Source organism: Edaphobacter sp. (assembly GCF_035763405.1).
GTDB lineage: Bacteria > Acidobacteriota > Terriglobia > Terriglobales > Acidobacteriaceae > Edaphobacter.
The window spans coordinates 12,657-27,126 of sequence record NZ_DASUBE010000051.1; the positions used below are offsets into that span (position 1 = coordinate 12,657).

The following is a 14,470-nucleotide window of genomic DNA, read 5'->3' on the forward strand; positions in this document are numbered from 1 at the left end:
TTTTTTGCAGCCTGTCCGCTGACACAGGGATTGGGATGGACAGAGGTATATGTGATTCTCTGATCGAGAATCTGTTCATCGAGCGGATGCAGGGAACGGCTCGGAAGGCCATGCGATTGTGCGCCTGAGGCCGAAGTATGTTGGAACGATCGCCGAAGGAGCACCACACTGCACATGAATCGTACCTTTGTTCTTGCCTCCGCCATCGGTGCGGGGTTGATGATTGCCACAGCAACAGCCCAGACGGTTGGCCCGCAGGCACCGGCGGCTGCCGCAGCACCGACGGCGAGCGCGCCGTATGCGGGCCCCTCGAAGGTCGCCATTATTGAATATGAACAGGTCGCCGCAGCGACGAATGAAGGACAGCGCGCGCTGCAGGAGCTGCAGAAGAAGTACGAGCCGAAGAAGGACGCGCTCCAGCAGCTTGCTCAGGAGATCGACACGCTGAAGAAGCAGCTCCAGGCTGCTCCCAGCACGATGTCGGACGACGACCGCGCATCGCGCGCGCGCGACATCGACACCAAGGAGAAGCAGCTTCAGCGCGACTCGGATGATGCCTCTGCCGCCTACAACGCCGACGTGCAGGACGCGCTGGCGAAGGTCGCCAAGAAGCTGGGTCCGACGGTGATGAAGTATGTGCAGGAAAACGGCTACACGATGCTGCTGAACAATACCGGTCAGCAAGGTGGGCTGGACGTGATGTGGACGGTGAATGGAACCGACATCTCACAGGCCGTCGTCGATGCGTATAACGCAGAGTCGAAGGTGGCTCCGCTGCCGCCGTCTGCTCCCACCGCCAACCGCAGCACGCCGCAGCACAGCACGCCGCAGCGCAGCACGGCGCCCGCGAAGCGGTAGCTCATCCGGGCCAGATTGAAGTTCAGTACGAATTTTTAAGGAGTACCACCACACCATGAATCGCCACCTTGTTCTTGTCTCCGCCCTGGGCGCGGGATTGATGACCGCAGCCATGATGGCGCAGACAGCCGCTCCCGCGGTACCGTCCGCGCCCCAACCCGCAGCCGCAGCAGCGGCCGCGCCGCAAGCTATTCCCGCAAAGATTGCCCTGATCGAGTTTGAACAGGCCGTCTTCCTCACTAACGAAGGCCAGCAGGCGGTCAAGAGCGTGCAGACGAAGTACGCTCCGAAGAAGGCGGAGATCGAGTCGCTCTCGAAGGAAGTCGATACGCTGAAGAAAGAGCTGCAGGCCGCGCCGAAGACGATGACCGACGAGGACCGCTCGACCAAGGTCAAGGCCATCGACGCGAAAGAGAAGGACCTGAACCGCGAGGCCGAGGACGCGCAGACCGCGTACAACGCCGACCTGCAGCAGGCCTACGGCAAGGTGGCGCAGAAGGTTTCGGTGGCCGCGAAGAAGTATGCCGCCGATAACGGCTTCACGATGCTGATGGATGTGAGCAGCCAGGCCAGCAACATTATGTGGATTGGCCCAAACATCGATGTGACCAAGGCCGTGGTGGATGCGTACAACGCATCGAACCCGGCGGTGGCCGCAACGCCGGCGGCTCCGGCAGCGCACACCGCTGCACATCCTGCGGCGCACTCCACGACAACCAGGAAGTAGGTTTTCCGGCAGTGAGGGGAGATCCGCGAGGGTCTCCCCTTTTTGCTGTCTCAGAGCGCCTTCCTGTGGAAAAAACTGTGGATCGCGGTGGGTGGTTTTTCGCGGATGCGTGCGGTTGTACTGGGTAAGGGCGGGGCCTGAGATTGGATACGACCTTGCAAATCTCTGCAAACGCTGCGGTTATGCGGAGATCATTTCAGCAGGGTCGCCGGTTCTGCTGCATCCGGGACAAGTGGCGCAATTTCAGCCGTTTCCACAGGACGACGTTACAGGCATGTTACATGCTGGTGCGCCGCTGAGGTGTTTCGGGACGCGCTATGTTGTGCGGCTGCGAGCGAAATGCGGGGATTCTTCGCTTCGCTCAGAATGACAATACATTTGGTTGCGTTCAAAATCTATCTTGGGCGGTCAGCATTGGCGCTCGGGATGACCGTGGTCACGATTGGCTATTCTTCGCCGACCTTGAGGACAGCGAGGAAGGCTTCCTGCGGGATGTCTACTTTGCCGATGCGCTTCATGCGCTTCTTGCCCTCTTTTTGCTTTTCGAGCAACTTGCGTTTGCGGCTGATGTCGCCGCCGTAGCATTTGGCGATGACGTTTTTGCGGAGGGCCGAGACGGTCTCGCGGGCGATGACCTTGGAGCCGATGGCGGCCTGGATGGCGACCTCGAACATCTGGCGCGGGATCAGTTCGCGCATCTTGGAGACGAGGGCTTTGCCTCGCTCGTAGGCGGAGTCGCGGTGGACGATGACGGAGAGGGCATCGACGGGATCGCCGCCGATGAGGATGTCCATCTTGACCATGGGCGAGATCCAGGCGCCGGCGAGATGGTAGTCGAGCGAGGCGTAACCGCGCGAGACGGACTTGAGGCGGTCGTAGAAGTCGAGGACGATTTCGTTGAGCGGCAGCTCGTAGGTGAGCATGACGCGCGTCTCGGAGACGTACTCGAAGTTCTGCTGGCGGCCGCGTTTTTCTTCGACAAGCTTGAGGATGCCGCCGACGTACTCTTCGTTGGTGAGGATCTTGGCGGTGATGACGGGCTCTTCGATCTGCTCGATCTCGGAAGGGTCGGGCCAGCGCGAGGGATTATCGACCTCGACGACGGAGCCGTCGGTGAGGGTGATCTTGTAGCGCACGCCGGGGGCGGTGGTGATGAGGTCGAGCGAGTACTCGCGCTCGAGGCGTTCCTGAATGATTTCGAGATGGAGCAGGCCGAGGAAGCCGCAGCGGAAGCCGAAGCCGAGGGCGACGGAGGACTCGGGCTCGAAGGTGAAGGAGCTGTCGTTGAGGCGGAGCTTTTCGAGTGCGTCGCGCAGGAGGGCGTGCTCGTGCGAATCGACGGTGTAGAGGCCGGCAAAGACCATGCTCTTGATGTCTTCAAAGCCGGGGAGTGGCGAGGCGCATGGGCGCTCGGCATCGGTGATGGTGTCGCCCACGCGGGTGTCGGCTACGTTTTTGATGGTGGCGACGAAGAAGCCAACTTCGCCGGCAGAAAGCTGGGTGAGTTCGAGAGGCTTGGGTGTCATGACGCCCATGCTCTCGATGTCGAAGACCTTGCCGTTGGACATGACCTTGATCTTCATGCCCTTGCGCAACGTGCCGTTGACGATGCGGGCGAGCACGATGACGCCGCGGTAGGGGTCGAACCAGCTATCGAAGATGAGGGCCTGGAGCGGAGCTTCGGGGTCGCCTTTGGGCGGCGGCAGCAGGTGGACGACGGCTTCGAGGATCTCGGCGACGTTCTGGCCGGTCTTGGCGGAGACGGGGATGGCGTCGGAGGCGGGCAGGCCAACGGACTTTTCGATCATCTCCTTGGTGCGCTCGATGTCGGCGCTCGGCAGGTCGATTTTGTTGATGATGGGGATGATCTCGAGGCCGTGCGAGATGGCGAGGTAGGCGTTGGCGAGCGTCTGGGCTTCGACTCCTTGTGACGCATCGACGACGAGCAGCGCGCCTTCGCAGGAGGCAAGTGAACGGGAGACCTCGTAGGAGAAATCGACGTGGCCGGGCGTGTCGATGAGGTTGAGCTGGTAGGTTTCGCCGTCGTGCGCCTGGTACATCATGCGGACGGTGTGGGCTTTGATGGTGATGCCGCGCTCGCGCTCGAGGTCCATCGCGTCGAGCACCTGAGCCTGCATCTCGCGTGAGGTGAGCGAGCCGGTGAGTTCGAGCAGGCGGTCGGAGAGCGTGCTTTTGCCGTGGTCAATGTGCGCGATGATCGCGAAGTTGCGGATGTGACTGGGATCCATGGTGTAGCTGGGAGGCCTCAAACTCCATGTTAACATTTGTCCGCCCGGCAAAACGCAGTTGCGGGCCTGCGCGGTGGAGTAGATTTTGCGAGAAAGCGAACGATGAACGCGCACGTTGACGGGGCGTGATGTACAGGCGCATCGCGACGCGGACGCGATGATGCTGCGTAACGGGAGTCCGCGCGAGCGCGCGGTGGATGTCGCCATTGGCGGACGGACGGCTTCATATTCGATGACGCTGGGCTCACTCAATAGACTGCTGTTGCGCGAAGAGAGACCGATAACACGGAGAATTTGACCGCGGCGTCTTACAATGGCTGGAGAAGATGGAGCGGACTCGTTTAAGGAACTGGATGCGGCGTTTGGGAGTGGTGGTGGCTTGTGCGCCGCTGGTCTTGTTGGCTGGGTGTCCTCAGAATCAGGCGGCTGCGCCGGGTAAGATGCCCGCGCAGGCGATGGCTCCTGCACTTGCTCCGAAGCCGGTGGCGCCTGCGATCGAGGTTGCAAAGGCTGCGCCCGTGGCCGCTCCTTATGCGCAGACAGCAGCGACCGCCCAGAAGACCGCGAAGGACCAGCAGCTTATCAACGAGGCCGAGCAGGCTTATCAGAATGGTGTGAACAGCTACAACGCGGGACGCATGGACGCGGCGCGGATGTACTTCGATGCTGCCGTGGACCTGATGCTATCGAGCGGCATGGACCTGAAGAACGATCCGCAGCTCTCCGATGAGTTTGAAAACCTGCTGGACAAGGTGAACTCGCTGGAGATGGCGGCGCTGAAGCAGGGGAACGGGTTCTCTCCGCAGCTTGAGGCGGCTCCGCTGGACACAGCCGACGAGGTGACGTTTCCGCCGAACGCTGCCTTGACCAAGAAGCTGGAGACGGAACTGAAGACGACGCAGTCGGACTTTCCGCTGGTGGTCAACGATTATGTAGCCGGCTTTATCAACTACTTTTCGAACAACCCGAAGGGTCATGCGCACCTGATGGCTTCGCTGGCGCGCGCGGGCAAATACAAGGAGATGATCTCGCGGGACCTGCGCGAGGCGGGCGTGCCGCAGGACCTGATGTATCTCGCGGTAGCCGAGTCGGGCTTTCAGCCGCAGGCGTTGAACCGGCGATCGGGCGCGGGCGGGATGTGGCAGTTTATGCCGACGGGCGCGTATGGTCTGGTGCGTAATGGGTGGTTCGATGAGCGGTTCGATCCGGAAAAATCGTCGAAGGCGTATGCACGGTATATGAAGTCGCTGTACGACCAGTTCGGCGACTGGTATCTGGCGATGGCGGCGTATGACTGGGGTCCGGGCTACGTGCAGCGCGCGGTGATGAAGACAGGCTACGCCGACTTCTGGGAGCTTTACCGGCGCGGCGTGCTGCCTGCGGAGACGAAGAATTATGTGCCGGGCATTATCGCGGCGATCATTATGGCGAAGAACCCGGCGCAGTATGGACTGGATAAGGTTGTCTCCGATCCTGCCGTTCTTTCGGACACGGTGACGGTGGATAGCGCGATCGATCTTCGCCTGGTGGCGGATGTGACCGGCGCGTCGCTGGAAGAGATTGTCGCGCTGAACCCGAGCCTGCTGCGCATGACCACGCCGAGCGATATGCCGTTTGACTTGCACATTCCGGTGGGCACCACGGCGACGTTTGAGTCGCGCATGAAAGAGATTCCAGAAGACAAGCGCGATACGTGGCGGTTTCACGTGGTGCGCGACGGCGAGACGCTGGCGAGCATTGCAACGGAGTTTCATTCGCGCACGAGCGAGATTGCCGAAGAGAACGATATTGCCTCAGGCGATCCGGTCGATACGGGAGATGAGCTGGTGATTCCGGTGGCGACGGCGAGCCGGACGGTGCGGCCGGAGCATTACAGAACGCGCCGCGGCGATACGCTGATTACGGTGGCGGACCGGTTCGGCGTGTCGGTGGAAGAGCTGCGCCGATGGAACCACATGCGGACGAACACGGTGGCGGCGGGAAGAATGCTGCTGGTCTCGGAGCCGGTACGGCTTGCCCCGCATGGTCGAGTGAGGCGCAGAACGTCGGGGCGGCGGAGTTCGTCGCATACGCGCTCGTCCTCTGTTCATGCGGCTTCCGGGCACACAGCGAAGAAGAAGTCGAGTGCGAAATCGAGCGCGACGAAGAAGAAGAGGACTTCCAAAACGAAATCGAAAGCTGGCCGTTAAGCTACCTTCAGAAAAAGAGTGCTTGCCTTCGCTGGCGCTTGGATGCATCCTGTTGCTAGAATCTCGTGCCGGAGCATTAAGGATTGTTTCACCGCATCGTATTCAGAAAGACGCAATAGAGAAGCAGAAGCTGGACAGGCGAGCGAGGGAAAACAAAGATGACGTTTGACGACACGATCAAAGTTCATGCAGCGGCGGACGACGACTACAACCACTTCGGCGATGAGCACGACGACGACCACGACGATCTGGTACGTCGCTTCGACGACGACGAAGAAGAAGAAGTGACGATGACCTCCGAAGAAGACGAAGGCCCACATGAGATTGAGGTGCGCCGCGAAGAGGCCGTTATCGTACTGCCGCCCGCACCGGTTGCTCCGCCTCCGGCCGCTCCGGTGAAGAAGGCTCCTGCTCCCGTGAAGAAAGCTCCTGCAAAGAAGAAGGCGGCCGCGAAGAAAGCGGCCCCGGCAAAGAAGGCAGCGAAGAAAGCTCCTGCGAAGAAGGCAGCCAAAAAGGCCGCGAAGAAGGCTGCTGCGAAGAAGAAGAGCGCCGCTAAAAAGACATCAGGTTCTGCCGCGAAAAAAGCCAGTACTCGTCGCGGCGGTAAGGTCGCTCGTAAAAAAGCGACTGGGAAAAAGAGTGCTGGCGGTAAAAAATCAACAACGAGAGGTACTACATTGGCAACTAAGAAAGCAGCAAAGAAGGCAGTGAAGAAGGCAGCGAAGAAGGCCCCCAAGAAAGCGGCGAAGAAAGCTCCCGCGAAGAAGAAGGCCGCTGCCAAGAAGAAGTAATCTCCCCACCTAAGGCAAGCAAATAGGCCCGGACTCCTCGATTGAGGGCCGGGCCTTTTTGCGTCTGCTGACTGCTTCGCTTACTTCTTTTCGTCGGTGGTGATCTCGGCGAGCACCTCGGTGCTGTGGACGTTGGGATCGACCTTGGGCCAGACCTTGACCACCTTGCCTTCGGGCGAGATGAGGAAGGTTTCACGGTTGGCGAAGTGCATAGGGCCGTAGGTTTTGATGGGGACGCCGTAGAGATCGACGACCTTGTGATCGGGGTCGGCGAGCATCTTGAAGTTGAAGGTATCTTTAGCACACCAGGCCTTGTGGCTGGCGACGGTGTCGAGGCTGACGCCGAGCACGACGGCGTTCAGCTTGTGGTACTTGTCCAGATCGCGCTGGAAGTTGTGCGCCTCGATGGTGCAGCCGGTGGTCTGGTCTTTGGGATAGAAGTAGAGGACGACCCATTTGCCCTTGAACTCGGAGAGGCTGATGGGCCTGTCTTCCTGCGAGGGCAGGGTGAAGTTGGGCGCGGTCGATCCGACGGCGATCTCGGTCGGGGGCGCTGCATGGGCCTTGACGCCGAATCCACATGCTACGGCAACGGCACCTATGGCGATGGTGGACAGAATTCCTTTGTGCATGATGGTTCCCCTTTTTGCTGAAGCCTTTTTGTGGTGACGGGTGAGTTTGCGGATAAGACGCGCGCTGAGCGGAATTTTACGCCTGTCGTGACAAAAGGATGACAACTGCGGCTATTCGACGGTGATGGTGATGCCTGCCTCGTCGGCTGCGCGAGTGATGGCGGCAGGGTCGAACAGGAGCGTGCGGCCTGCCTCGACGGCGAGGCAGGTGGCCCCGGCGCGCTGCATGGCGTCGATGGTCCCGATGCCGATGACGGGCACGTCGAAGCGCATGTCCTGGTTGGGCTTGGCGACTTTGACGACGGTGAGCGTGCGGCGGAGTGTGGTTGGCTCGCCATTTGCATCTCCTGCTTCAAGCGTGCGGAAGAGTGTGCCTGCGCGCTCGATGGTGGCGTCGGTGCCCTCCATGGCTTCGACTGCGACACAGGCCTGGGCTGCGATGACGACAGTCTGGCCGAGGTCGTAGCCGGCGATGGCGCGGGCTACGGTGCGTCCGTAAGCGATGTCCTTTGCCTCTTCTTCGTCCGGTGCGCGCTGGGTGAGGACGCCGGGTTTGGCGAGCAGCGGTTCGAGGTACTGGGTGGAGCTAATGAGCTCGATGCCTTCGTCGGCGAGCACTTTGGCGATGGCTCCGAGCAGCATGTCCGTGTTGCGCGTGCGCAGGTTGAGCAGGAGTTTAGCTAAACGCCAGTCGGGGCGGATGCTCGAAAAAATCTGCTTGTGTTTGACCTGGCCGGCCATGGTGGCGCGCGTGACGCCTTCGCGCTGAAAGGTCTCGATGAGCTTCGACAGTTCGCCGAGCGAGAGCCAGTGGACGTGGATCTCGGGGTCGGCGGCGGCGCGGGCGTCGATCTCCGGGTCAGTCTCCTCTTTGATGGCGGCGACGACGACAGTGAGCGAGTGAGCGCGAGCGGCTTCGAGCAGCAGAAAAGGGAAGCGTCCGTTGCCGGCGATGAGACCGAGTTTCGGCATTCGCTTTACTTTAGCTGAAGCGGCGTGCGGGGGAAAAATGCGGTCAGCAAGCAGTGCGCTTTCTTTCGCTTCCCCGAAATGATTTGGCCCGCCAGCAAAATGCGGGGATTCTTCCCCTTCGTTTCGCTCAGGGTCAGAATGACCGATGAGAGAAGCGCAGGTGCTCAGTTCTGCGGCGTGGCGGTGACGATCTGCTTTGAGGCGGGGATGTGGTACATCGCGGTGAGCTGCTGTTTGTAGACGTCGATGGGCGGCAGCAGGGCGCGGGCGCGCTGGGCGTCGAGGCCACCGGGGTCTTCAACGCCGTACATCGCCAGGCCGCCGTTGATGTATTTGAACTGCGTGCCGTAGCGTTGGAGCTTGCCCTGGGCGACCAGCTCTTTATCGACGACAAAGGCGAGGCTGGAGGGATCGATCTTTCCGGTGTCGGCGAGCTGCTCGAGCTGGGGAAGCATCTGGCGCTGCCAGGCGTGGTCGGCAGTGTGGGTGAGGATGAGCATGGCGGCGTTGGAGGCGTCGATGCCGACGAGGGCGATGGTGGGCCAGCCCTTCTGCTGGACGATCTGCTTGAGTTCGCCCGTGAGTTCGGCGTCGGTGACGGGCAGCTTCTGCATCATCTCTTTCCTGGTTGCTGACGATGGCGCGAAGCCGCGGGCGGTCTGGTCGGTGGAGCGCATCTGCATGAGCTGGGTGCGGAGTGCTGAGTCGGTGCCATAGCCGTTCTTCTGGATGAGCTGCTGGCGACGAGCTTCGATGGCCGTCTTCCATGCGGGTTCGGCGGTGGGTTTGGTCTGGGCTGTGAGCGGCAGAGCAATGGCTGCGAGTATGGCGACGACGGTAAGGTGCCTGGGCATGATGCCGTATTCTAACGATGTTGCCTGCTCGGCGCGCCGGACTTCGTGGGGAGGTGCCGAGTGTCCAACTAAAGCTGCGCGACCAAACGGCGGAGGGTATTTTGGCGAAGGATTATTTTGCGGTGTTTGCACTGCCGGAGAAGCTGAAGATTGACGTGGCGGCGCTGGAGAAGGCGTTTTATGCGATGAGCAGGAGGCTGCATCCGGACCGGTTTGCTTCGCGGCCGGTGGCGGAGCAGGAGGCGGCTCTGGCGGAGTCGTCGCTCTTGAACGATGCCTATCGCACGCTGAAGGACCCGATTCTGCGAACGCAGTACCTGCTGAAGCTGGAGGGTGTGGAACTGGAGGAACAGTCGAAGGCGGCGACCGATGCGGCGCGCGCGACGGGCGTCGAGAAGAAGCAGGTGGTGCCGCCGGAGTTGCTGGAAGAGGTTTTTGAGCTGAACATGCAGTTGCAGGAGATGCGTGCCGCCAGGCAGATGGGCGAAGACGAGCCGGAGCTGCGGCGCGATCTGATGACCGCCAAGGATTCGTTTGACGCGAAGATGGTGGAGACGCAGGCAGAGTTGGAAGGTCTGTGGGCCGCGTGGGATGCGGGCGTAGATGCAGGCGACGAGGCGGCGAAGGCGCGGGCGAAGGACGCAATGGTGGCGCTGCTGAATAAGCGGAGCTATCTGCGGAATCTGGTGCGGGATGTGAACGACGCGCTGGAGGTCTAGCCGCTACGCGCTGGCCGCAAGGCGTTCGATCTGCTGAAGATGATTGATGTCGTGGCCGGCCATTGTTTCGACAATGGTCCAGAAGGTCATGGTGCCTCGCTCAGGATGGGTGGTGGGGCGCTGGCGATCGGCTTCGGTGGCGCCTGCAATGAGACGCAGGTTCCAGTCGCGCGCGGCCTGGAAGAGGGCCAGAGCTGGGGCGGCATCGTAGGCAGCGTAGCGTTCGGCCCAGTTGTCCTGCTCAAACGGCTGGATGACGGGGTGGTCTTCGGCGAGGGTTTGGCGGAGGCGGAATGAGAAGACCAGCTCGCAGTCGGCGAGGTGGGCGAGGATCTCGCGGAGGCTCCACTTGCCGGGGGCCGGGGCGTGATTGACCTGAGAGCCGGACAGGGTGGCGGTGAGGGCGTGAAGCCTCTCTGATGTGGTGGTCAGGACACGCACGGGATCCTGACCGGCGAGGAACTTCGCGTAAGGGTTCAGCTCCATGAGCATGACGGTATCACGGCCATTGGGCACGGGCTAGGAGTTCGGCTGTTCCCAGGGGTCGTAGGTGCCGATGCTCCAGAGATGGCCTTCGGGGTCGCGGCAGGTGAAGGCGCGGCCGCCGTAGTCCATGTCGCGTATGTCGAGGACCATGGTGGCCCCGGCAGCTTTGGCCGTGGCGTAGACGGCGTCGGCGTCGGTGACGACGAGGTAGACGCCGTGCGTGTTGCGGAGGCCGATCTCGTCGGGCTGGGCCATCAGCTTGCCGAACTCGCCGCCGTTGTCGACCGAGCCGAGCATGATCATGCCGTTGCCGAAGGTGAGTTGCGCGTGGGCCACAGTTTTGTTGTCGGGACCGAGGTAGACGGCGTTCTTCTCGAATCCGAAGGCGCGGATGAGCCAGTCGATGGCGGCGAGCGCGTCGCGGTAACGGAGGCTGGGGATGACGGTGGCAGTGTAGTTTCTCACATGGCCGGACATGAGGGCTATCTCCTGAGTACGCGCTTTCGAGATGCGATTGTAGGACAATAGAACGATAAGGACAAAAAGGACTTCGATGGCTGAGGAACGGGTTGTAGGGATTGATCTGGGAACGACGAACTCCCTTGTGGCGTTTATGCAGGGGGGGACGCCGGTGGTGATTCCCGGCGAGGACGGCGAGCGGCTGGTGCCGTCAGTGGTGGCGTGGACCGACGAGGGCGTTGTGGTGGGCAATCCGGCGCGGACGACGCTGATTGAGGATGCGGCGAGCGCGGTGTACTCGGCCAAGCGACTGATGGGGCGCGACATGCTCGATGTCGAGGAGGAGTTGAAGCTGTTTCCGTTCCGGCTGGCGGACGGGCTGAAGCCGGGTGAGGTGCTGAAGGTAAGCGTGGGCGGGCTGCTGCTGACACCACCCGAAATTTCGGCATACGTGCTGATGCAGTTGAAGAAGAATGCGGAGCGGTTCTTCGGCGCGCCGGTGACAAAGGCCGTCATTACTGTTCCCGCCTATTTCAACGACGCGCAGCGGCAGGCAACGAAAGATGCTGGGCGGATTGCCGGGCTGGAAGTGCTGCGGCTGGTGAACGAGCCGACGGCGGCGGCGCTGGCCTACGGACTGGAGAAGAACAAGGATGGCCTGATTGCCGTGTATGACTTCGGCGGCGGGACGTTCGATGTCTCGATCCTGAAGCTGCATGAGGGGATCTTCGAGGTGATCGCTACGGGCGGCGACACGCATCTGGGCGGCGATGACATTGACAACCTGCTGATTCGGATTGCGCTCGACGACATTGCGGGCGACCTCGCCGAGGACATTCGCGCGAACGGTGAGGCAGTGCAGGCCGTGCGCAAGGCGGTGATCGAGGCGAAGATTGCACTCTCTACTGCGGATGTGGCGCGGCTGGATGTGACGCTGCCGTCTGGCAAAAAGTACTCGCGGGAGATTACGCGGCTACAGTTTGATGAGTTGACCAAGGGTGTGATTGCCCGGACGGCCGGGCCTTGCAAGCAGGCGCTGAAGGACGCGGGGCTGGCGGCGGCGCAGATTGATGAAGTGGTGCTGGTGGGCGGCTCGACGCGGATTCCGGCGGTGCGGGCGCTGGTGGACGATCTCTTCGACCTGAAGGCACGGGGAAAGACGCCGCACACGGAGCTGAATCCGGATGAGGTGGTGGCGCTGGGCGCGGCGGTGCAGGCGCAGATTCTGGCGGGCGGATCAAAGGCAACCGAAGACCTGCTGCTGCTGGATGTGACTCCGCTTTCGCTCGGCATTGAGGCGCTGGGCGGGGTGGTGGCGAAGATCATTCAGCGCAACTCGACCATTCCGGCGAGCGCGACTGAGCACTTTACGACCGGCGTGGACGGACAGACGAACGTTGCCATCCACGTGGTGCAGGGCGAGCGCGAGATGGCGAAGGACTGCCGCTCGCTGGCGCGGTTTGACCTGAAGGGCATTCCGCCGATGGTGGCGGGGCTGCCGCGCATCGAGGTGAAGTTTTTGATTGATGCCAATGGCATTCTGCACGTCTCCGCGCGAGAGCAGAGGAGCGGCAAAGAGGCCGAGGTTGAGGTGAAGCCGACGTATGGGCTCACGGACGAGCAAGTCGAGTCGATGATTCTGTCTTCGTTCGACAACGCCGAAGAAGATTTGCGCGAGCGGCAGGTGGTTGAGGCAAAGAATGAGGCGGAGACGATTCTGACCGCAGTGGACAAGGGCAGGAGCCATGCTGCGTGGGGGTTGCTCTCCGGCGACGAGATTGCCAGGATTGGTGAGGCTGAGGCTGGGCTGCGCGCCTCGATGCAAGGCACGGACTACAAGGCGATTCGTACTGCGATTGAAGCACTGGACCAGGCCACGCGGCGGTTTGCGGAGCTGATGATGGACTCTGCCGTCTCGGGCGCGATGAAAGGCAAGACGATGGAGTCGGCTGGCGAGAGCATCGGCGAAGGACCTTCGGCGCCGCATCCGTTTGCCAAAGCGGAGATCAACAAGAGTTAGGGATTAGAGGCTGGTTTGACGGAAAATAGGGATATGTCTGAGATGAAAAGTGAAGAAGTGGATCTGTCGAAGCCTGCGGGCGAGGGTATGGTGCGAGTGACGTTTTTGCCGCAGGGCAGGACAGTGGAGTTTCCGTTTGGCTCGCTGCCCTACGAGGGGCATGGCGAGCCGATGTCGTTTCTGGATGTCGCGGAAAACTTCGACATCTTTCTCGACCATGCGTGCGGCGGGGTGTGTGCGTGCACGACCTGCCATCTGTGGGTGAAGGAGGGCGCGCAGGGCATCAGCGAGGCTGAGGACAAGGAGCTGGATCGCATGGAGACGGCTGCGGACGTGCAGTTGAACTCGCGGCTGGGCTGCCAGGCCATCATCGAGAAGCCGGGGACCTATGTGGTCGAGATTCCAAAGTGGAATCGAAACTATGTGCAGGAAGGCAAGCCTGCTCACGGGCCGGGAGCGTAAGGCCGACCGCGGATTGCGCGGACAAGAACGGATGAAGACGGAGGATTTTGTGGCGCGTGAGATTGACTGGACCGATGCGGAAGAGATTGGAATTCTGTTGCAGGAGAAGTACCCGGAGATTGAGCCTTACTCTGTGCGCTTTACCGACCTGCACAAGTATGTGACCGGCCTTCCGGGGTTTGTTGGCGATCCGGCGAAGTCGAATGAAGGCATTCTGGAGGCGATCCAGTCGGCCTGGAACGAGGAGTACGAGGACGCGAAGTAGGCGCCTGCCGGCGGGTTGCGCATCGCAGCGTCATGACCATGGGCGCGAGACATCACTGCGAGGATTTGTTTTTGTCGCTGCCAAGGTGGCCGGGCAGATCCAGGGCGACGAGGCCGAACTTGGTGCCGCTGCCTTCTGGGTCTATCTCGACAATGTGCTGGTTCTGCTTTGAACCGGCCTTGAGCTGGGTATGGCCGGTCAGGTCATCGCGCATGGAGACGTGGCCTCCGCTGTGGTCGTCGCAGGTGAGCCCTTGCGCGGTCTGCGTGGGAGTGCCGACGGTTTTGTAGTTGTAGCACTCGATCACATCGCCGTATTTGGAGAGGGCCTTGCGGTAGAAGGCTTTGACCATGTCAGGGCTATCGGTGGTGCGATAGCCGGCGGCATTGACCTTGAGGTGGAAGCTGCCGAAGTTGAGGTTCACGTCGGCCGAGCCCTTGTCGCTGTCGCTCTTGACCGGGATTGCGCCCGGATACTGCGGCAGGCCGATCTGTTCCAGGACGGCGGCGTTGTCGGTTTTGACCTGCACTCCACCAAAAGGCGTCGAGATCTTCACGTTGTCGCTGTCGCCGTGCTTGTTATCGGAGACGTGACAGCCGCTCAGAAGCACCAGCATGGACGCTCCGCCCAGAATTGCCGCAATCGTTCGAGCTTGCTTCACCGACATGCCAACCCCTCCAGGTTCTCCATCAGAGAACGATACGCCACCCGGTGCGGTCCGGTTCAACAGGCGGCTTCGGGAGCAGGAAATAATTCCTCTTTCTGGCTGCACAGAGCATCCAATGTT

Annotated in this window: 15 protein-coding genes; 8 read left to right on the top strand and 7 right to left on the bottom strand. The window is 61.3% G+C overall.

Annotated elements, in window-relative coordinates; genetic code table 11:
* Positions 1-174: 174 nt before the first annotated feature.
* Both VFU66_RS05040 and VFU66_RS05045 read left to right on the top strand, forming a co-directional pair.
* A complete protein-coding gene (locus VFU66_RS05040; protein ID WP_326445146.1) occupies positions 175-858 on the top strand; it encodes an OmpH/Skp family outer membrane protein in 684 nt (227 codons plus the stop codon).
* A 55-nt stretch (positions 859-913) separates the two neighbouring features.
* Positions 914-1,585 (top strand): OmpH/Skp family outer membrane protein, encoded by a 672-nt coding sequence (locus VFU66_RS05045; protein ID WP_326445147.1) that lies wholly within the window; start codon positions 914-916, stop codon positions 1,583-1,585.
* A 446-nt stretch (positions 1,586-2,031) separates the two neighbouring features.
* Here VFU66_RS05045 and lepA read toward each other — a convergent pair whose 3' ends face one another.
* Positions 2,032-3,834 carry a translation elongation factor 4 gene (gene lepA / locus VFU66_RS05050; protein ID WP_326445148.1) on the bottom strand — a complete coding sequence of 601 codons (1,803 nt, stop codon included), beginning with the start codon at positions 3,832-3,834 and terminating at the stop codon, positions 2,032-2,034.
* Positions 3,835-4,187: 353 nt separating this feature from the next.
* On the opposite strand from lepA, the gene VFU66_RS05055 reads away from it, so the two are divergent.
* Positions 4,188-6,023, top strand: coding sequence for a lytic transglycosylase domain-containing protein (locus VFU66_RS05055; RefSeq protein ID WP_326445149.1), 1,836 nt, complete (start codon positions 4,188-4,190; stop codon positions 6,021-6,023).
* Positions 6,024-6,181: 158 nt separating this feature from the next.
* Positions 6,182-6,814, top strand: coding sequence for a hypothetical protein (locus VFU66_RS05060; protein ID WP_326445150.1), 633 nt, complete (start codon positions 6,182-6,184; stop codon positions 6,812-6,814).
* 80 nt (positions 6,815-6,894) lie between these two features.
* On the opposite strand, the gene VFU66_RS05065 is transcribed toward VFU66_RS05060, so the two are convergent.
* The 3 genes from VFU66_RS05065 to VFU66_RS05075 all read right to left on the bottom strand — a co-directional run bounded on the left by VFU66_RS05065 (position 6,895) and on the right by VFU66_RS05075 (position 9,272).
* Positions 6,895-7,446 carry a peroxiredoxin gene (locus VFU66_RS05065; RefSeq protein WP_326445151.1) on the bottom strand — a complete coding sequence of 184 codons (552 nt, stop codon included), beginning with the start codon at positions 7,444-7,446 and terminating at the stop codon, positions 6,895-6,897.
* A gap of 111 nt (positions 7,447-7,557) precedes the next feature.
* Positions 7,558-8,418: an LpxI family protein gene (lpxI, locus tag VFU66_RS05070; protein WP_326445152.1), complete on the bottom strand. Its 861-nt coding sequence runs from the start codon at positions 8,416-8,418 to the stop codon at positions 7,558-7,560.
* Positions 8,419-8,582: 164 nt separating this feature from the next.
* On the bottom strand, positions 8,583-9,272 hold the full coding sequence (locus VFU66_RS05075; protein ID WP_326445153.1) for a DUF6624 domain-containing protein: 690 nt from the start codon (positions 9,270-9,272) through the stop codon (positions 8,583-8,585).
* Positions 9,273-9,373: 101 nt separating this feature from the next.
* Here VFU66_RS05075 and hscB point away from each other — a divergent pair, with 101 nt between their 5' ends.
* Complete coding sequence (hscB, locus tag VFU66_RS05080; RefSeq protein WP_326445154.1) at positions 9,374-9,991, top strand: Fe-S protein assembly co-chaperone HscB; 618 nt, start codon at positions 9,374-9,376, stop codon at positions 9,989-9,991.
* Between the two features lie 3 nt (positions 9,992-9,994).
* Here hscB and VFU66_RS05085 read toward each other — a convergent pair whose 3' ends face one another.
* Positions 9,995-10,507 (bottom strand): DinB family protein, encoded by a 513-nt coding sequence (locus tag VFU66_RS05085; RefSeq protein ID WP_326445155.1) that lies wholly within the window; start codon positions 10,505-10,507, stop codon positions 9,995-9,997.
* Between the two features lie 3 nt (positions 10,508-10,510).
* Positions 10,511-10,954 carry a VOC family protein gene (locus VFU66_RS05090; protein ID WP_326445156.1) on the bottom strand — a complete coding sequence of 148 codons (444 nt, stop codon included), beginning with the start codon at positions 10,952-10,954 and terminating at the stop codon, positions 10,511-10,513.
* Between the two features lie 76 nt (positions 10,955-11,030).
* Between VFU66_RS05090 and hscA the strand changes: the two genes are divergently transcribed.
* The 3 genes from hscA to iscX are packed head-to-tail and all read left to right on the top strand — an operon-like array spanning position 11,031 to position 13,683.
* Positions 11,031-12,956: a Fe-S protein assembly chaperone HscA gene (gene hscA / locus VFU66_RS05095; protein WP_326445157.1), complete on the top strand. Its 1,926-nt coding sequence runs from the start codon at positions 11,031-11,033 to the stop codon at positions 12,954-12,956.
* A gap of 33 nt (positions 12,957-12,989) precedes the next feature.
* On the top strand, positions 12,990-13,418 hold the full coding sequence (locus tag VFU66_RS05100; protein ID WP_326445158.1) for a 2Fe-2S iron-sulfur cluster-binding protein: 429 nt from the start codon (positions 12,990-12,992) through the stop codon (positions 13,416-13,418).
* A 49-nt stretch (positions 13,419-13,467) separates the two neighbouring features.
* Entirely contained in the window at positions 13,468-13,683 is a 216-nt protein-coding gene (gene iscX, locus VFU66_RS05105; protein WP_414649377.1) for a Fe-S cluster assembly protein IscX, read from the top strand.
* A gap of 52 nt (positions 13,684-13,735) precedes the next feature.
* On the opposite strand, the gene VFU66_RS05110 is transcribed toward iscX, so the two are convergent.
* On the bottom strand, positions 13,736-14,350 hold the full coding sequence (locus VFU66_RS05110) for a hypothetical protein (protein WP_326445160.1): 615 nt from the start codon (positions 14,348-14,350) through the stop codon (positions 13,736-13,738).
* Between the last annotated feature and the right edge of the window lie 120 nt (positions 14,351-14,470).